Origin of the sequence: Gottfriedia sp. NPDC056225 (assembly GCF_042267765.1) — a bacterium.
Classification (GTDB): domain Bacteria; phylum Bacillota; class Bacilli; order Bacillales; family Bacillaceae_G; genus Gottfriedia.
This window is the reverse complement of the sequence record NZ_JBHJTJ010000001.1, coordinates 423,656-444,393: the sequence shown is the minus strand read 5'-3', so window position 1 is coordinate 444,393 and position 20,738 is coordinate 423,656. Positions and strand designations below refer to the sequence as shown.

The window sequence follows — 20,738 nt, the reverse complement described above, 5'->3', positions numbered from 1 at the left end:
AGATTTTGCTTTCTCCTCTTTTTTTTGCTAAAAAAGGAGCTGTGAATAAGTGGAAAAAATAATTTTAAGCTGTGATGAGCATGTAGAATGGGCTCTTGACGATTTTGTGGATAAGTATAGTGAAACACCATTGTTGAATAAAGTCGAAAAAACGCATAATATATCCACAACCTGTGAATATTGTCAAAACGGTGCCATATATATTGTATCGAACATAGATTCCCCCACTAAATGTGGATAGAAATTGTGGGTATGTGGATAACTTTTGTGTATAACTTGTTCGTAAAGTGAGGATATAGTGTGAATATCTCAATTATCAGTGTAGGAAAGCTAAAAGAAAAATATTTAAAGATGGGTATAGATGAATACATCAAGCGATTATCAAGTTATGCCAAAATAGAAATAATTGAAGTCGCAGATGAAAAAGCACCAGAGAATTTAAGTGAAGCGGACATGCTAATCGTAAAGGAAAAAGAGGGCGAGAGGATTTTAAGTAAAATAGCAGATGATTCATATGTGATTGCACTTGCCATAAAGGGGAAGGAGCACACGTCTGAATCACTTGCCAAGAAAATAGATCAACTCGCTACATATGGAAACAGTAAAGTTGCGTTTGTAATAGGCGGATCATTAGGTTTAAGTGATGCGGTGATGAAAAGAGCAGATGATACATTGTCGTTTTCAAAAATGACTTTTCCACATCAATTGATGAAATTGATCTTAGTGGAGCAGATTTATCGAGCTTTTCGAATTAATAGGAACGAGCCATATCATAAGTAATTGTCTATTGTTAGGGTTAATTGGAATTCGATAAATGAAACGCATAACGGTTATTTGCAGTGCGACCCAATACTAGGGGAAATGATTGTGGTTTTATCCAGAATTGCTCCGATGATAAAGTGAGAGATGAAACGATGGTTGACATTAGTAAGATAGTTCAAGGAAAGAACCTGACAGAAATAGAAATCCAAGTTGTGCAATATATCATTACTAACATCGATACAGTTTTGCAAATGGGAGTTCGTAAGATTGCGAAGGAAAATTTTACTTCTCCTGCGACGGTAATTCGCCTGTCAAAAAAATTAGGGTATTCAGGTTTTGTAGAACTGTATTATCAACTGCTGCCACTTGTGAAAAAAGCAGCAGTATCACAAAGTGAAGTAGTTGGAGATTTCTTAGAGATTAGTGAAAAAGATTTTTTAGACTATAATTCGATGGAAGATGTTCAAGAATTTATACAGAATGTACTAAACTTGAGACAAAGTTATATTTTTATTTATGCTACCGGTTTTTCTGCTATTGCTGCTGAATACTTGTATAAAAAATTATTGGTATTGGGAAGAAAAACAATATTTGCAAGTGGGATGGATTCTATTGGAGTGTTTGAAAATAATATGGAAGATATCGGCGCTTTAGTCGTTATCTCAAAATCTGGCGAAACACAACTAATCATTGATAAATTACAAGCTGCAAAAGAGAACAACATTTTTACGGTGTCATTCACGAAAGAAATAGAAAACCGGATTGCAAGACTTTCTGATTTGAATTTTAAAATCATTGATCATAATAAGCTGGACGACCGAAACGTTCTACCAAATAGCTTTTTTCCAAGTCTCATGCTGATGTTCGAGTTTATTATTAAGCAGTATGTTGAAACAATTATTACAAAAAAAGACCTGAATGAGTGAAACGTGTTTCAATATGTGAAACACGTTTTTTATATTGTTGATTCTATCGACTATAAAAGGGCTTACATTGTATTCTAAACCTGTAATCAAAAACAAGTACATACACAGGAGGGGATAGGCAAAATGAAAATGAAGATCATGGAGGCTATGCAGCGTTTTTCAAAAGCGATGTTCATTCCAATTCTTATTTTGCCGATTGAGGGGATCTTAATTGCTTTCGGTAATTTATTTACTAATCCAAAGTTAATGGAAGTTTTCCCATTTTTAAATAATCCGATTACTACCGGATTCGGGACAATTTTAACTGGATCATTGGTTTCGATTCTCGCCAATTTAGGGTTGATTTTTTGTGTGGGGATTGCAATTGGCTTGGCTAATAAAGAAAAAGCAATTGCTGGATTTACAGCTTTATTAGGTTATTTAGTATTTGTAAATGCGATGAATAAGTTTATGCAACTCAGCGGTATTCTTTATGAAGGAGATACCTTGCAGGGAACGGGACAAACCACAGTATTAGGTGTGCAAATTCTTGATATGGGTGTGTTTCTTGGCCTTATACTCGGAATTGTAACCGCTATCGTACATAACAAGTTTGTTGATAAAGAGTTTAAAGGTGCGTTTCAAATCTACGGTGGGTCACGATTCGTTTTCATCGTACTAATTCCAGTCGTTGTACTTTTATCTATTGCTCTTACGTATATTTGGCCAGTTTTCCAATCTGGAATTAACGGTCTCGGAACATTTATTCAACATAGCGGAAGCTTCGGAATCTTTTTATATGGAGCGCTGGAACGTTTATTAATTCCAACAGGACTTCACCATTTAGTTTATACGCCATTTTTATATACATCGTTAGGTGGTGCCGAAGAAGTTGGTGGAAAAGTACTAGAAGGGGCAAGAAATATTTACTATGCGGAAATTATTGATCCACAAGTGAAAGAGCTTTCTCCAAGCGTTGTTTGGGATGCACGCGGGATTTCAAAAATGTTCGGTTTAATCGGTGCATGTTTAGCGATGTACCATACTGCAAAACCAGAGAACAAAGCAAAGGCAAGAGCGATTTTAATCCCTGCAGCTATTACATCCTTTATTGCAGGAGTTACAGAACCGATTGAATTTTCATTCATGTTCGTCGCGCCATTATTGTTCGTTGTACATGCTGTATTAAGCGGTCTGGCTATGGTGACATTCCACTTATTTGACGTTAGAGCGATTGGACCAAATGGTATGATTGACTTTCTATTGTTCAACGTTCCGCTTGGAGTCGGAAAAACTCACTGGCCAACGTACATTTTAATCGGACTAATCTTTTTTGTCATTTACTATGTTGTCTTCCGCTTCCTAATTACAAAATTTAACTTTAAGACAATCGGAAGAGAAGATGAAGGCGTAGAGACGAAATTATATACGAAGAAAGATTACAAAGAAAAGCAAAGCCAAGGAAAAGCAGAAACTGCTGCTGCGCAGGGGAATGACGGAATTGCCTCGGTGATCGTTAATGCATTAGGCGGTGCTAGTAACATTACTACTGTAACTAACTGTTACACAAGACTTCGATTAACACTGGATCATCCAGAAAAGGTAAACGAAGAGATATTGAAGAGAGAAACAGGCGCAAACGGAGTTATTATTAGCGATAAAAATGTTCAAGTTGTCTATGGCTTACAGGTAAATAATATTCGTAAAGCGGTCGATGAATATTTAGGATTAAGTGCAAACGAATAAGAAATAAAATAAATATTAAAGAGAATCTACAGATTAGAAGGGAATGGAGAACATGAAGAAATTTTCAGTCGTTATTGCAGGTGGAGGAAGCACATACACACCAGGGATTGTAATGATGTTATTGGATAACCTTGACCGTTTCCCACTTAGAAAATTAAAATTATATGATAATGATGCAAAAAGACAAGCGGTATTAGGAGAGGCAATCGAAATTGTCCTAAAAGAGAAAGCACCAGACATTGAGTATTGCTTTACAACAGAACCAGAGGAAGCTTTTACTGATATAGACTTCTGTTTTGCCCATATTCGTGTCGGCAAATATGAAATGCGCGAAAAAGATGAAAAAATTTCATTAAAGTATAATGTTGTTGGCCAAGAAACATGCGGACCTGGAGGGATCGCATATGGAATGAGAAGTATTGGTCCGATGATTGAAATGATTGATCTTATGGAAAAATACTCACCGGAAGCTTGGATGTTAAACTATTCAAATCCTGCAGCAATTGTAGCGGAGGCATGTCGTGTACTTCGTCCGAACTCTAAAGTATTAAACATTTGTGATATGCCAGTAGGGACACTACGCCGAATGTCACATATCATTGGAAAAGAACCACAAGATTTAGAAGTGCGTTATTTTGGATTAAACCACTTTGGCTGGTGGACAAGCATAAAAGACAAAGAGGGTAATGAATATCTTCCTCAAATTCGTGACTATGTTGCAGAAAATGGTTATCTAACACAAAAAGAAGTTGATACCCAACATACAGATGCAAGCTGGCAAGAAACGCACAAAAAGGCGAAAGACCTTTTAGCGATTGATCCAAGTTTCTTACCAAATACGTATTTAAAATATTACTTCTTTCCTGATTATGTGGTAGAAACTTCTAATCCAGAGTACACAAGAGCAAATGAAGTTATTGCTGGTAGAGAAAAGGAAGTCTTTTCAATGGCAAGAACCATCATCGCAAATGAAACTTCTGAGAACTGCGAATTTGAAATGGGAGCACACGCAACCTTTGTTGTTGATCTTGCTCGAGCAATTGCTTTTAATACACATGAAAGAATGCTATTGATTGTGGAAAACAACGGAACAATCGCTAACTTTGATGATGATGCAATGGTAGAAGTTCCATGTATTGTTGGAACAGACGGGCCAGAACCATTAAGTCAAGGTAAGATCCCTGAATTCCAAAGAGCATTAATGTATCAACAGGTTACCGTTGAAAAATTAGTTGTTCAAGCTTACATCGAAGGCAGTTACCAAAAACTTTGGCAGGCATTAATCCTGTCAAAGACTGTACCAAGTGCAAAGGTAGCGAAGGAAATTTTAGATGAACTAATCGAAGCCAATAAAGAGTACTGGCCTGAGTTAAACTAATATAATGAGATGACTTAAGAATTTTTAAAAAGTTACATTTTAAAATAGTAAAGGGAATGTGTTACCATAAGTTGTTTGGAACACATTCCCTTTTTATTTATTTAATTGTTAGGATATCCTTCTTTTCCATCAGAGTTGAAAATAGTTTTCTTGATTTAATTTGTAGCACCATTATCAACCTTAGATTCGATAGCATTTTGAACGCTAGCAGGAACTGAAGATAGAAAGTCATAACCAGTCAGTGACTCTATTGAATCAACACTTACCCTATAGTAACTCCAAGGGTGGCTTGAAGCTGTTTGATCATTTGGTAATAATACAGCTATTATTCTTGTAGATGATGTTACTCGGCTTATATCATTACTCCCATTAGGTAATACAACGATTACCTTCCAAGTTTGTGCTGGTACGACAACACCATTACCTACAGTCGTTTTATATCCATTAGATCCAGTCCCGCCTGACCCGTAACCACCAGATATTACATATAATTCGTTTCCAGCTGATACAAGTGAACGACTATAATCTTCTAAATTTGCCCAAGTAACTTCATTGTTGTTTGGAGCTTGAGGAATCATATTGCTCATTAAAAAAGTTGCTGAGTTGTTGGCAACTGTAGAAGTGCGATCAGCAGAGGGACACATATGGCCTCTGTCAAATCCGCTACCTGAAAATTCACTAGTAGTAACCTGGTACCATCCTAAAGGTAATGTTGTATCAGCACGGAAATCGTCCTGACGAGCGGCACTTCCAAGATCTGAAGAACCTATATGCCAGCTAACCCAGTTTGGTTCGTGTTTACTATTATTGTAGGATAAATCGTATTGTGGTTTAACCATTAGATAATTATTTGAATTAGACGTATTGCTTGTAGCACCACTAGGGTTTCCTAATCCTAAATGGTCATTATCTGTGCCAGTTTGTGTTTGTCCTTGTGAAGTAGGTTCAGCAGCAGAAGATGAATTTTGTGGAAGCAAACTGCTCGTAATGACAAAGTCATTTGCATTATTGTTTGTGTCCCAACCATTACCATTGCCTTGTGTAGTTCCGCCATTATTATCTTTACGTTCTGTACTTGTTGTGGCAGAAAGAGTACCAGTAGGCGAAGTTTCTGAATCATTTGCAGAACCAAAGCCAACAAAATCCACAACATTTGAACTCGTTGAACCTGATACTGAGGTAGTAACATTTGCTAATGCAACTTTTCCGCTGCTTGCACTTAAGTTAATTGTACCTGTAACATCAGATGTTGGTAAGTCAACAGTACCGCCACCGCCACTTGCTTCTTTAATTAAATAATATTGATGCGAACTTATGGTACCAGTTAAATTTGTAATGCTGCTGAATGTACCAGTAGAGGAGGCATATTGAATGGACCATCCAGACAAACTAACGCTTGAATCTGTTGGATTGTAAAGTTCAATATAATCATTTTTATAAGAAGAACCACTATTACCGCCACCACCGTAAACTTCACTGATGACAACGTGAGTTCCAACAGCTGCCTGTGCAGGTTTATTAAATAAGTTCCCAAAAGCACCACCAAAAAAGACTAAACTAGAACATACCAGTATGGTAGTCTTTCTTTTGAAGTTTTTCATAACTCTTTTAGATAAAACTGTATTTTGTGCCGATCTGCTATGTAACAATTAACAACATCCTCCTACTTAATTTTTATATTATGAAATCGAGCGAAAAATAATTTAATATAGACAAAAATAAGGCATTTAAACGTGATTGTGTATGGCTAAAGATTATGTGAAAAATATGTTAGTCTGGAGGTCTCAAGATAAAATCTAGTTGAGGAATCTTGTAGTTGCATGGTCACGGATTGTAGAGAGATTAAATAATTAATTGTACAATTTATGGGTAGTAGGATATTTACTTAAATAAGGCAAAAAAAAATCATTACTAATGTAAAGTAAGATTGATCTACATGAAGGAATCTAAAACTTCTTTAGCACCTCCTCAAAATATAGCTCAAATCCATCATTTCTTTTAGTGAGCTTTAGAAAAAACTCCAACTAAAAGTATGCATCCCTTTCATGTTCACACAACATACTCACTTCTACTTGTTCCATAGATTTACTTTGCCTATTTACACAATATCATAATATTTTTTTGAAAAGTTTTAATTTTAAGTAAACTTTTCCACTTCTTTTATTAAGTAAATTAATGTGGACATGGACTATTTTTACGGCAAAAAATAGAACGAGATTCATCAAGAAGAAGTAACAACTTCTTTAATTTGATCGCAATAAAGCAATGATTTTAACCTAGTAGGCTATGAGCAAAGTAGGGGAGTATGGCAACAATCAGTAGTGTGTGGAACCTCTTAGAAATCTAAAGAGGTTTTTAAATGGATAAATCTATCTTTTTTAATAATCATAAGAAAATCTTAAGATTTGCATCGAGAAGTTATTAAGATTTAACTGATATCATCTTCTTAACATCTAAAATAAAGAGGTGATACAAATTTAAAAAAATAGATAGGAGAGAACTTATATGAACATATTAGTTTGTGACGATGATCAGTCAATTGTAGAAGCTATTTGCATTTATTTAGAAAACGAAGGTTATCGAATGTTCAAGGCTTATAACGGAGAAGAGGCGCTAGAAGTTATCGAAAACCAAGAAATTCATCTTATTATAATGGATATTATGATGCCTAAGCTTGATGGAATTAGAGCAACGATGAAGATTAGGGAGAATTTTAAAGTACCTGTCATTATGCTCTCGGCAAAATCTGAGGATTCGGATAAAATTTTAGGCTTAAATTTAGGTGCGGATGATTATATAACAAAACCGTTCAATCCTTTAGAACTAATTGCAAGGGTTAAATCGCAACTACGAAGATACACGAGCCTAGGAAGTTTTGAGGCAAAAATTAATATTCATCAAAGCGGTGGTCTTGTAATTGATGATGAAAGTAAAATCATTACAGTTGATGGTGAGATTGTCCATCTTACTCCAGTTCAATATAAGATTGTTAAGCTCCTGACTAAAAATGCTGGTAGAGTATTTTCTATTGAAGAAATATATGAGCGAGTATGGAACGAAACAGCCTTTAATCCAGAAAATACAGTATCGGTCCATATTCGAAAAATTAGAGAAAAGATTGAAATAAATCCTAAAGAACCAAAATATTTAAAGGTGGTGTGGGGAGTTGGATATAAGGTCGAAAAAATATAGTCACTCGCTAACAACAAAAATAATCGTTTTTGCAATTGTCATTCTATTTTTTTCAAGCATACTTAAGTCTATTGCAAACGTAGCGGCTTTAACTGATGATGATTTTGGAATCGTTTTTGAGGAAAATTACTTCCTTAGTAAATCTTATTTGCAAGAGGTTGAGCCAATTTTTAGTAGCCTAACTCAGTTAGTTAATAAGTATAAAAGTGAAGAGAATATTTTAAAGGGTGGAGCAATCAGTAACGAGGATTTAAGGTCAATTGAAGAATCTTTATATTCGGATTTTACGGCGCAATCGAACCTATATAACCCAAATTTAAGTGAAGAAGAAAACTTTAAAAATTTTCAAAAAGCCGATGCAAAAGAAATTAATCAAGTAAAGAGCCAGATGATAACAGATGGTCTACAAAATTATCATAATTTATTGCAAGCACTAGCTGAGAAAGAGGACTTACTATATTACGGAAGTGATGGTGTTAATGAATTCACAAATAATACGTTAAAAGGACAATTTAAAACAAGTCCTTCCTATATAATTTACAAAAATTATAAAAGAGAAATTTATCCGACTACAATTGAACAAAATAAACGTTTTAATTGGATCAGCGAGGATTTCAGTCAGTTAAATCCCAAAAATACAGTAGTATCGATAGGATTCACACAGAGTGCTCTAGATCAAAAAATAAAAGAGTGGAAAGAAAATAAAGCAATTGCGACGAAATCCTTTTATTTTTTCATAGGCTCTATTATAGGATTTCTAGTATCATTCGTTTATTTAGCACTCATTATTGGTAGAAAATCATTTAAAGATCGCGAGGTACATTTAAATGTAATCGATCTAATGTTTAATGATATTAATATCGTGCTTCTGGCATCCTTAATAATATCTTGGTTTGCATTAATAGAGCCTTTAACAATAGCGGTTATTAATAAATTGGTTTTCTATTTAACGATTCCATTCTCAATCATAGCGCTTCTTTTGATTTTATCGATTATAAAGCATTGTAAAAACAGAACAATCATTAAACACACATTAATTTATTACTTATTAAATAAACTTTTCCTATTTTTTAGGGATGTATATAGCAATGGGAGTACTGGTGTTAAGACTGTATTACTTGTAATTGGTTATCCAGTTTTAATTGCCTTAACGTTTTTTATGTTCCCAATCACGATTGGAATTGCCGCATGGTTTACAAATAAAAAAATAAAAAAATTTAATGCGATTAAAGAAGGTGTCGAGCAAATAAAGGCAGGGGATTTTCATCATCGTATAGAGATAGATGGAAAAGGCGAGTTTGCAAATCTTTCTAGTAATATTAATAGCATTACAGATGGTTTGAAAACAGCGGTTGATCGAGAGTTAAAGAGTGAGAGGATGAAGACGGAACTAATTACAAATGTTTCACATGATATTAGGACGCCTTTGACTTCAATTATTACGTATGTAGATTTATTGAAAAAGGAAAAGGACCCGGCAAAAATTGAAGAATATGTTGAAGTTTTAGATCAAAAATCGCAAAGATTGAAGTTGTTAACGAATGATTTATTTGAGGCAGCAAAGGCTTCTAGCGGTACAATTCCGGTTAACCTTGAGCGTATAGATGTCTTATCGCTTATAACCCAAGGGTTAGGCGAAGTTAATGCCAAAGTTGAGGCATTAGATTTATCTATTAAAATAAACCATCCTCAAGATAAGCTATATGCTGCAGCGGATGGTAAGCTATTATGGAGGTCCGTAGAAAATTTATTATCCAATATTTTTAAATATGCATTAAGAGGATCAAGAGTATATATCGATATTGAAGATATGGGTAATGAGATTCTACTTACCTTCAAAAATATATCGGCATATGAATTAAACATATCTGCAGATGAACTAATGGAACGTTTTAAAAGAGGCGATGAATCAAGAAATAGTCAAGGAAGTGGACTAGGACTTTCAATCGCTAAAAGCTTAATTGAAATTCAAAAAGGAGAGTTCTCAATTCAAGTTGACGGCGATTTATTTAAGGCGAAGATTAAAATCCCTAAACATAATAATTTGATGTAAGATTTATCACTCCATATGTCAATATGGAGTGTTTTTTTGTTATTCAATGTGACAACACAATAATCGCGAATCATGCAAACAACTCAGAAAACAAAGTATACTTAAAATGGACGAATAGAATGACTAAGTTCAGGTAAAGGGGGAAGTACATATTGAGGAGCAACGCAAAAAGAATACTCAGATCATTACTAACAAATCCAATTTTCTTAATTGGATACTGGATGTTTGGAAAAAAGCTAGCTTTAATATGCAAGTTCGGAGGTCTCAATAAAAATCTACCTGTTTTCGTTCTCGCCATAATCATTTTACTATCGACCATTTTATTTACTACTATTAAAGTGATAAAAAATAGCGAATATCAACCTAATAAACTGACTAATGTAAAGGCATGGACATACTTGTCTATCATCTTGTTTATCTCAATCACATTGTTATATGGAATAAACATTTATAAAAGTGGAACAAATTATAACGGTAAACTAGCATGGTATATCGAACGGTTAAAAAACGAAAGGTCAGTTAAATTTGATCAAAACAATTTATATAAATATGGCGTAAAAGGAATTTTTGAAGACATAAAGAAAAAACAAAATTTACCTGAAAAGCTATATATGGTAAATAACTTTTCCCTTAAGTTTAATTCAGATGGGACGATCACATCCTTTGATACATTTGTTCATGGTAAAAGTGATAACGGAAAGGAAGAAAGCTACCTAATATCTTATAACAAAAACAAATCAGACAGGATTACGATACATTTAAACGGGTATGCAGGTACTAATTATAATGATGACAAACTGTTAGAGCCATTAATTGAAACCGTTAAAGTGATTCCAATTAAACAAGCAGTTAGTAAATGGAACGAAAGTCAGTACGGGTTAGTTTACTATGGTAAAAGAAATTGGGGATATAATACAAGCGGAATTATTAATATTGATAAAGATGGAAAAGAATTTAGTTTGGAAAATACGAGCTCCGAAATAATAGGATATACAGTTTCCTTATTTGTACCTGGAAGTGAAAAAGTGATTACACCGGCTAGGTATAATTTTATCGGTAATCCAAATTGGAGTAAGGCATCTACTACTCCTAACCAAGACCATTCTAATGAGAAGAAAATTGAGACAACAAATACAAATGAACAATTTTTTAAATCTAAAGAGATCGGATACCGATTAAATGTTGCAGATAAAGCATTGGGAAGCACGTTTTATTCATTAAGCAAAACTACAAATGGCGGAAATACATGGACTGTTATTAATAATGACCCATACAGTGGAACAGTTGGAGGAGCTTCTGGCATCGTTTTTTTTGATGACAAGCTCGGATTTTTAGGAGCAGTTAATCCTTCTGGTAATGAAGGTGCTTTGTATCGAACGGACGATGGGGGCATTTCTTTCAAAAAAGTAAATTATACACTTCAAGAAGTAAAGTTAGATAATGGGCATTCTATGAAACCTTTTGATACGCCAAGTATTCCTTTTAAGACGAATGGAGTTTTAAGTATGTTAGTTGGTCAAGGTGCAGATGGAGATTATAACGGTAATAGTAGTGAACTTTATCAATCAGAGGATAAAGGGCGAACATGGAAATTCGTGAAAGAAGTTAAAAAATAGATTGTAGTAGATAAAAAGTTAGATTAAAAACGCGAAAAGACCTCTCATAAAAATGGAGAGGTCTTTTCTTGTTCTGAGAGTAGGTCATAAAGTGAAAATCGAAGAAAAATGCAAAAGGAGATTAATAATTATTAATTTAATCCAAATAATGTAAGTCTAAAAAATTTGTAGAATAACATCTGACGAATTCCCCCAAACCCATTCTATGAATATACGCAAGTAAAACAATGAAAACAAGGCTATTACTTAAATTTTTTAACAAAATATTACAAATTTTTCTATTTGTTTTACACCCAATTACCCCAATTTACTGTCTATAAATCACCCAATTATAATGAAGAATGGCAGGTAATTTGTCACAATATTTTTAAAACTATTAAGATTCCGTTATTAAAAGGGGGAAAAGTGGTTAGGGGAGTAGAGTTTAAATCTATAAATTATAAAAAGAAAGGAAATGAAAAAGAAATGAACCATCGTAAAATGAAAAAGATGATCATGTCAACCTTTCTTGCAACTTCTACGTTGCTAGGATACACAGTACCGACGTTTGCCATGACAGGTGGATCGGCTGAAAAAACAATTCAGACTGTGTTAGAAGGAACGGGTAGCAAGGCTGAATTAACTCAAGGTCAAGACCTGCAAAATTTATATTTAGAAAAACTTCAGTTTGATCCCAAACTATTAACTTCATCTAAACAATTAGATTTGATTGTCCAATTTAATGTTGATCCAGCCCCAGTTCAAATGGTAAATCAACAAAAAAGTGCGTCATCTGGTAAATCGATTAATCAACAAAGCTCAGATGTAACATTAGAAAGTGCCCAAATAGCCGTTGACTTGACTCATAGTAGTTTTAAAAGTTTCGTAAACAATGAGTCTAAAAAAGTAAAAGCTACTGGTGAAACTAGCACCTTTAAATTGGGAAAAGAGTTTTCACAAGTATTTAACGGTGTAGCCGTAAAAATTCCAGTAAGCTCACTTAATGATTTATTGGCACTCCCATATGTAAAGAGTGTTTATCAAAATATTAAATATGCACCAATCCCTGCTTCCGAGCCAGTTGAGGCTTCAGCAAGTGTAACTGGTGACGGAAAGACTTCAGATAAAAAAACAAATTCAAATTTATTACCATCAATAAGTTCAGATCGTACAAATGCAAAATCAACTGGCAATTCTGCTTCTGAAAATAAAACTGTATCAGGAAATTCAGTTGAACAACAGTCAGGTACAGTTCCACCTCCAGGTCCAGAGGGCCCACAATCAGGTGAAACACCAGTTCTTGATTGGTTAAAAATTCATGATTTACAAAATGAAAATATTACAGGTAAAGGCGTTAAAGTCGGCGTTATTGACACTGGTATTGACTATAACCACCCTGATCTTGCTGGCGTGTATCAAGGTGGTTACGACTTTGTAGATAATGACAATGACCCAATGGAAACAGTTTATTCTGATTGGTTAAAAGCGAAGCAAGCAAATGATGCACTTCCACCTAATCAACAAGACCCAGACTTTCCAACAGATTACCATAGCTATATTACTTCTCACGGTACTCATGTTGCGGGTACGATTGCGGGTCAATCAAGAAGTAGCTCTCCATACGCAGTTAGAGGAGTTGCACCAGAAGTACAATTATATGCTTACCGAGTTTTAGGTCCTCACGGCGGAAGCGATGAAGCTGTTATCGCTGGAATCGAACAATCGTATAAAGATGGGTGTAAAGTAATTAACTTATCACTTGGTTCAAATTATAACGATTCATTGACTTCAAATGCAGTTGCGATAAACAATGTTACCGACCTAGGTGTAACAGCTGTTATTGCTGCTGGTAATAGTGGTCCGTCTGTAGGAACACTAGGAACTCCAGCTGCTTCAGCAAAGGCAATTACAGTAGGAGCAATTACTTATCCAAAACAAGTTCCTACCTTTGACATTCACTCTTATGGAGCATCAGGACAAGATTCATATTCAATAGTGAATTCACGTATAATCGGAAGAGATTTCACGGAAACGAATACGAAGCTTAGTGGTACAACGAAATATGACCTAGTAGATGCTGGGTATGGTACTCCTGCTTGGTACAATGATTTAAGAAATAAAAACATCAGTGTTGCAGATAAAGTTGTATTAGTTAAACGTGGTGGCGCAGCCATGAACGAACTTATGTCGTATGCAGCTGCAGAGCATGTTAAAGCTATGATTGTGTATACACCAAATGATAATCCAGATCTTCTTGTCGATGACCAAGGTTATTATCCATTTTATTTTGGTACTGTGGGTGGTGTAGTTTACACATTACAATTAAACTCAACTGAAGGTACGAAATTCTATAATGCATTTAAGAGCGGTACGATTAAAACAATCTCTGTTTCAAACGCTGGAAACTTCGCAATGGGTGGTAATACACTTGCGGGCTTTAGCTCGACAGGTCCTGTAACGGGTTCAGTAGCGATTAAACCTGACATTGTTGCGCCTGGCGTAGATGTTTTCTCAACAGCTCCTTATGATATTTGGGAACCAAATAGTAAGGATTATACAAATAATTACCAAACTTTATCAGGTACATCAATGGCAACTCCTCACGTTGCTGGTATGGCTGCATTAATTTTGTCAGCTCATCCGAACTATAAACCTGAGGATGTTAAAACGGCTCTGATGGCAACTGCAGATCCTATCAGTACACAACAAAGTGTATTCCAAATCGGTTCTGGTAAATCAGATCCATATCAAGCTGTGCACACGGATATGCAATTTAAAGTTAAAGATTATGTTCAGTCCCGTACATCAACTGATACATCATCTAGTTCTAATATCGTTAGTATTTCAAATACAACGGGTTCATTTTCGTTTGGCTACACGTCTCGTTCAGTAGACGGATCTGTTACGAAAACAGGTGACCTGTATATAACTAATAATGGTTCTGCTGCGAAGACTTTTAATTCATCTAGTGCTTTCTTTAAAGATACGTATGTCAATGAAGGACAAGATGGTGCAAAAGAAGGCGCTAAAATTAGCATAAGTAACGCAACATCACCTGATACAGAAATAAATTCAGTCACTGTTCCCGCAGGTGGAACGGTTCATCTTACAGTAAAATTCACAGCCCCTGCTTCAGCAGCAAGTGGATACTATGAGGCGTATATTAACTTTGGAAATTCAGCAAGCCCTTCTGAAACTTATCGTTTACCTCTTGCTATTAACATTCAAAGTAGAGGTGTAGATTTCAGAGTTCAGAGAAAGGCATTTACACTTAACGGGGACAAAGAATTTAATCCGAATACGTTTGCTATTACTCCACAATCTTGGGGAGAAATAAAAGTGAAAAGTCCAATTGACCCTTCTTTTGGCCTTAAACTTTACGTAATGGATATAACTGGAACTAAATATGTAGGGTTTATTGGTACTTTAAATCCAAATCTTTTAACTCTAGGAAATACAGTTTTTGCACCATTTTTACTTAATGGAACTTACTACCCTTATAGTGCTCCTATTTCTAAAGATGATCCGAACCTTACTACTAAGCTTACTCAAATATTATCAACTCAAAAAGTAGTTGAAGAAGGTGGATACATCATTCAAGCTCGTGCAATGGACGCAACAAGTGGACAGCTATATGAGAAAAATAGCACAGTTTATGTAGATAACCACGCTCCTACATTAGATATGGATAAAGGTAGTGAACCAGGAATTTATGAAATAGATGCTGATGGTCCTTCGACTGACGGTGCTTTAAAATGGTTCTCAGGAAAAGCTTACGATTCAAACGTTGATTATATGAAAAACGTTGGACATGATACACAGGTTCCCGCACCACCGAATTATGATACAGATACAAAAGTAAGCCAAGCTTTAGGGAAAATTGATGGAATGCTAGGGGACTCAAACTCTGCACCATACGTCAATTATTTTACTCCTATGAAAGATGATGGAACATTCAAATTTGGTGTATCTAAAGAAGACCTTGTGAATACTTCTGCTGACCCTTATAAAGAAAACTATGGTGTACAGTTCAGAATTTACCCTGAAGATTACTCATTTGCAGGTAATCTTGAAACTCAAGGTAAATATTATTACTTTGTTAAAAAAGGTAACGAGTATGTAGTTAATCGATTTGCACGTCTTGATTCACCAGGATCAACAACATTAAATGGGGTTGACCCAGCGTTCCTTACTGATAAGACATTGGTCGCTAAAGGTGATAACTTTAAATCAACATTATCTGTTAAATATCCTAAAAACCTTGTTGGAGCAAAGTTCTATGTCGATGAGCTTCCATTTGCAGCTATTTTGGATATTGACTTTAGTGATGAATACAAAGCATTTTTAGCATCAAAAGGAATCACAACTGATAAAAATTGGATTCATAAAGGTGCTGACATTAATGATGACTATATTTTGAATTTCAATTTACCAGAAAATGTTCAAGCTAAAGGAGTATTAAACTCTTCAGATACGATGAGCAATGGTGTTGCTCAAGAAATGCCTATCTTTACAATTAAATACAAAGTAACAAATGATGCTGGATTGGATACGATGTGGCTTCAAGGATCTGCCTTAATTCCGGAAATTACAACGTTTAGTGGCGGAAAAAATGGATCAGACCGAGTACCAACTTTCCTAGATAAACACCTATTCGTTAAAGGTGGGGCATATGTTAGTGGAAGTATTAGACCAGAAGGCTTTCAAAACTATGCTACAGCGGGTGTATTTGGTAGATCAACCCCTATAACGGCAGATGGATCTGGCGTAGAGATTAAATTTGAGGATCCTAACAATGGTGGAGTTACTTCTAAAATACAGAATATTCAAGATGCAACAACTAGTCCTTCAAGTGCAAATCCAGGTATTAATCAGGTTGGTTTATTCGGAACTGATTTACCTATACAGGCTGGCACGAAACCTTACAGCTTTACAATGAAAATGCCAGGTCATTTAACTTATTATGGAACAATAGCTATAAACGCAGCAGGTCAGTATGGATATGCAGCAGGAGGAAATTATTCTGTCCCTAATGCTATTATGCTAGCTGGTGACGTAAATGGCGATGATGTGATTGATATGAAGGACATTGAAGCAGAAAGCACTGCTTACAATGCTTATGTCGCGACACCATCAACTTATACAAGGTCAGCGGACATTAATTTTGACGGTTCAATTGATTACTCGGATTTTGAATATATCGTCAAAAACTTTGGCAAATACAATACAACTGCTCCAAATGCTACAGATTTAGCAGGAAAAATAGCAACAACTACTAGCAAAGATATTACTCTAACAGGATTTAGTAAGATACCAAGTGGTTCTGATTTAACAGCATTTAACACGGTTGTAAAACCAGTACCATATATCAAAACAAGCGATAGCACAGCTTTTGTATATTACGGTAAAGTAAATCCGTTCCAATTATTCTCTGTTAGTTATAAAACTCCAGAAATAACAACTGGGGCTACTACAATTACACAAATAGATGATACAGCTTGGAGAGCAGCATTGGATGGCAATGGTGGAAAAATCTTAATTGATGGCGTTGATCGTAAAACGGCAAAGAATAATTACAACGGAGTTTCCACAAATTCAATTTTTGAAAATGTTGTCTCAAACAAAGGACAATATGAATTTGATCCATCGCTATTCGCAAAAACAGGAGTTCACACAATTGTGTTTAAGGCTCCTGGGTATATGGATCGAGTAATGAAATTCAAGATGCAAGATGGCATAGGTAATAGTTTTTCGTTAACTGCACCGAATAATGTTAACACAATTGGAAAAACATTAACATTTAGTCGTACAGATGGTACAGGATCAACAGCTGCACATTATCGTGATAGTTGGCAGCCTAACATTACTTCAATCACTATAACTAATCCAAATGGTAATGTTGCTAAAGTTTATAAGGGAGCTGAACTTGCTGGACTATTTAATCAGGTGACACCAGCAAATGCGACAACATTTAACTTTACAATTCCAGCAGGCGTTTTCTCATCACCATCAATTGCGAATCCAGGTGGAGGATTCAGTGATTGGAAGATTGAGCTTGCGGCAGACAATTACGCAACTTATTTATTTACACAAAGAATTAATGCGTTCGCAGCTCCAACATTAACAGCTGATCCAAATCGATACTTTAATGATAGTAATTTAAACCCAATTTCGATTGGAGTTGGCGCTACAAACGATACCCAAGCGTGGAGAGATGCAATTTCAGCTATTCAAGTTGGTAGCACTACGATTAATAGAGCAGACTTTGAAGCTAGTCATATTACAGTGGGTGCACCTGGAACGCCGATAAAGATTGATAAATCACTAATTACGGCACCAGGAAGCGTTACTATAAGTGTTATAGCTGCAAATTATACTACAATGTCAGTTGCTCAGCCTTTTTATAAACAAGGTGTAACACTTACAAGTCCTACAGGTACTATTTATGCAGGTAAAGACTTAGTAATGACATTTAATCCAGGTACAACTGCATCCGATTGGATTGCTGCAGTGAAGTCTGGTGGTACGATCAAATTTGGTAGTTCATCGACACCATCAATTAAAACAAGTGTTGTCATCAATGAGGCTGCGGGAACATTAACGATTCCGTATGATTTAGTAAGAACAAACGGTGGATCTGCAGTTTCAAGGAGTTTAATTATTTTAGCTCCAGGTTATGCAGACAATAATTCAAATGTAACTGTTACGCCTCAAACTGCACCTGCACTTACGCTTTCGGCACCTGCAGGAACACCACAGTTTGGTGATAGCATTTCTTATTCAATAACTGGTGATGATAATCCATTATGGAGAAGTTCAATTTTACTTGCACCAACATCTGATCAATCAATTGATAATGGTGACGTTACTGTTCAAATGTCATCAGTTACATCAGTAAAACCTTATGTAACATCTACTGTAAAAAATGGTACTGGGACAGTAACAATTGACGGATATGCTACTCAATCGAATACAGCTGCAGGTAATAAGAATGTTAAATTCGTATCGCCTTACTTTGCGCCAATTACAATTGCACAACCATTTGTTCAAAGAACGGCGCCAACGCCTAATTTGATACCAAGTGGAGTTGGCAAGTCAGTCATTATTACTGTACCTAACAACGCTGAAAACATGAGATGGGCAAATGCTACAAAAGCAGCAACAGGTGATATTTCTGTAGGAGGAGTTTCAGTTAAAGCGGATTCGACGATTTCTTCAGATGATAAGAATATTACGATTACACTTCCAGGTAGTGCATTCCCGGCAACTGGAAATAAAGAAATTAAGTTTACAGCGTTCTGCTTCCCAGATACGACAGTTACACAAGTAGTTAAGAACAATCCACCAGCGTTTGTTTCAAAAATTGCTTATATTCAAGAAGATACACCGATTACAATTAGTCATGGACAAGATTCAGATTGGCTTGCAGCATCACCAGTTGTTTCATTAAATGGAAAAGTGGTTGATTCTAGTAAGTACACTCTTACAGCTAATGAATTGACATTTGCTGACAGATCTTTATTTAAGGATCTAGGTGATTATAAGTTTACAATTTCAGCGAATGGTTATGTTGACACTTCATTTACGATTATTATTAGTGATGATTTATCACATTTGATTTCGGCAACAACTGATAGTAATGGAACAATCGATCCGAACGGCTTCGTTGCGGTAAAACATGGTAAGGATCAAACGTTTAAAATCACACCGAATACCGGTTTTGAGATTGGAAGCGTTAAAGTAGATGGACAAGAAGTAAAATTAACAAATAACGAGTTCACATTTACGAATGTAACGAAGAATCATTCAATTAATGTAACGTACAAGCAAATCGTTCATATTATCACAGCAACAGCCGGAAGCCATGGAACAATTAGTCCAAATGGCAGAATTACAGCGAATTATGGAACAGATCAAACGTTTTATATTACGCCTAGCGAAGGCTATGAAGTTGCAACGTTTAAAGTAGATGGTGAAGATGCTAAACTAATCAACAATACGTACACATTTACGAAAGTAACTAAAGAACATTCAATTAGCGTAACATTTAAACAAATTGTACACACAATCAAAGCTACAACAGGAAGCAATGGCACAATCAGTCCTAATGGAAATGTTTCTGTGAATTATGGAGCGGCTCAAACATTCACAGTTACACCGAAAAAAGGCTACCAAGTAGCTACGTTTACTGTAGATGGTACAAGTGCAAAATTATCAAACAATACGTACACATTTATGAATGTAACAAAGGATCATACGATTAGTGTAACGTTCAAGCAAATCCTACACTCAATTACAGCATCTGCAGGAAGTAATGGATCAATTAGTCCGAATGGTAGACTTGCAGTTGGTGAAGGAACAGCTAAAACATTCAAAATCACGCCGAAAACAGGTTATGAGGTAGCTACATTTAAAGTTGACGGAGTGAATACAAAACTAACATACAACACATACACTTTTAATAACGTGACGAAAGATCATACAATTAGTGTAACGTTCAAGAAGAAAGTCCATACTATTAAAGTCACTTCAGGTGAGCACGGAACGATTAGCCCAATCGGAAAAGTTTCAATAACTGATGGATCAAGCAAAACGTTCAAAATTACACCGAAGAAAGGTTATGTAATTTCTTCGTTAAAAGTAGACGGTGTTAAAGTAAAAGTAACGAATAACACGTATACAATTAAAAATGTAACAAAAGACCATTCAATCTACGTAACATTTAAGAAAAAATAAGAGTATAATTTGAAAAAATTTTTCAAGTGAAGAACAAAAAAGGCTCTTTTGAGCCGAATAAGGCTGTCGGGACCTTCTCGGCAGTCTATTTTTTTATACAGTTTAATTCATAATCGGCACGAAATTAAACTGAATTTAAGGTTGATTAAATGATTCTGAAATAATAAGCAACATATTTATGGGATAATTGAAACCGTATGCAAGTCATATGATGGATATGCGATACTATTTATATACTTGAGGAAATAAACAGTAGGACTTTAGAATTTATTTTTGTAAGATAAGACCTTAATAATAGATATTTAACTTTTGTACATTCTTTAAATAGTTTATAATTATCAGATAAAGATAAAAAAATTTTTTTTAGCAAA

Annotated in this window: 10 protein-coding genes; 9 read left to right on the top strand and 1 reads right to left on the bottom strand. The window is 35.2% G+C overall.

The features are described from left to right. Window positions 1-49 precede the first annotated feature (49 nt). The 5 genes from ACFCYN_RS02015 (at window position 50) to ACFCYN_RS01995 (ending at window position 4,791) form a co-directional block, all read left to right on the top strand. Complete coding sequence (locus tag ACFCYN_RS02015; protein WP_216853949.1) at window positions 50-241, top strand: CxxH/CxxC protein; 192 nt, start codon at window positions 50-52, stop codon at window positions 239-241. A gap of 59 nt (window positions 242-300) precedes the next feature. Next, complete coding sequence (gene rlmH, locus ACFCYN_RS02010) at window positions 301-780, top strand: 23S rRNA (pseudouridine(1915)-N(3))-methyltransferase RlmH (RefSeq protein WP_172446548.1); 480 nt, start codon at window positions 301-303, stop codon at window positions 778-780. A gap of 134 nt (window positions 781-914) precedes the next feature. Further along, window positions 915-1,688 carry a MurR/RpiR family transcriptional regulator gene (locus ACFCYN_RS02005; protein WP_375947189.1) on the top strand — a complete coding sequence of 258 codons (774 nt, stop codon included), beginning with the start codon at window positions 915-917 and terminating at the stop codon, window positions 1,686-1,688. 123 nt (window positions 1,689-1,811) lie between these two features. Continuing rightward, window positions 1,812-3,413, top strand: coding sequence for a PTS transporter subunit EIIC (locus ACFCYN_RS02000; RefSeq protein WP_375947187.1), 1,602 nt, complete (start codon window positions 1,812-1,814; stop codon window positions 3,411-3,413). Between the two features lie 52 nt (window positions 3,414-3,465). Then, window positions 3,466-4,791 carry a 6-phospho-alpha-glucosidase gene (locus tag ACFCYN_RS01995; protein WP_375947186.1) on the top strand — a complete coding sequence of 442 codons (1,326 nt, stop codon included), beginning with the start codon at window positions 3,466-3,468 and terminating at the stop codon, window positions 4,789-4,791. A 155-nt stretch (window positions 4,792-4,946) separates the two neighbouring features. Here the strand turns inward: ACFCYN_RS01995 and ACFCYN_RS01990 are convergent, their stop codons facing one another. Further along, window positions 4,947-6,440: a DNA/RNA non-specific endonuclease gene (locus ACFCYN_RS01990; protein ID WP_375947184.1), complete on the bottom strand. Its 1,494-nt coding sequence runs from the start codon at window positions 6,438-6,440 to the stop codon at window positions 4,947-4,949. 856 nt (window positions 6,441-7,296) lie between these two features. Here ACFCYN_RS01990 and ACFCYN_RS01985 point away from each other — a divergent pair. From ACFCYN_RS01985 to ACFCYN_RS01970, 4 genes are all read left to right on the top strand, one after another. Beyond that, a complete protein-coding gene (locus ACFCYN_RS01985; protein WP_172446544.1) occupies window positions 7,297-7,983 on the top strand; it encodes a response regulator transcription factor in 687 nt (228 codons plus the stop codon). Continuing rightward, window positions 7,958-10,036: a HAMP domain-containing sensor histidine kinase gene (locus ACFCYN_RS01980; protein ID WP_375947182.1), complete on the top strand. Its 2,079-nt coding sequence runs from the start codon at window positions 7,958-7,960 to the stop codon at window positions 10,034-10,036. The genes ACFCYN_RS01985 and ACFCYN_RS01980 overlap by 26 nt, the downstream gene beginning before the upstream one ends. A 221-nt stretch (window positions 10,037-10,257) precedes the next feature. Continuing rightward, on the top strand, window positions 10,258-11,652 hold the full coding sequence (locus ACFCYN_RS01975; protein WP_375947223.1) for a WD40/YVTN/BNR-like repeat-containing protein: 1,395 nt from the start codon (window positions 10,258-10,260) through the stop codon (window positions 11,650-11,652). Between the two features lie 405 nt (window positions 11,653-12,057). Further along, entirely contained in the window at window positions 12,058-20,367 is an 8,310-nt protein-coding gene (locus ACFCYN_RS01970; RefSeq protein WP_375947180.1) for a S8 family serine peptidase, read from the top strand. The last annotated feature ends 371 nt before the right edge of the window (window positions 20,368-20,738 follow it).

What these genes read in the sequence shown, in the direction of transcription:
- ACFCYN_RS02005 (WP_375947189.1), top strand. Translation starts at nt 915, where the DNA reads ATGGTTGACATTAGTAAGATAGTTCAAGGAAAGAACCTGACAGAAATA.
- ACFCYN_RS01995 (WP_375947186.1), top strand. Translation starts at nt 3,466, where the DNA reads ATGAAGAAATTTTCAGTCGTTATTGCAGGTGGAGGAAGCACATACACA.
- ACFCYN_RS01975 (WP_375947223.1), top strand. Translation starts at nt 10,258, where the DNA reads ATGTTTGGAAAAAAGCTAGCTTTAATATGCAAGTTCGGAGGTCTCAAT.
- ACFCYN_RS02000 (WP_375947187.1), top strand. Translation starts at nt 1,812, where the DNA reads ATGAAAATGAAGATCATGGAGGCTATGCAGCGTTTTTCAAAAGCGATG.
- ACFCYN_RS01985 (WP_172446544.1), top strand. Translation starts at nt 7,297, where the DNA reads ATGAACATATTAGTTTGTGACGATGATCAGTCAATTGTAGAAGCTATT.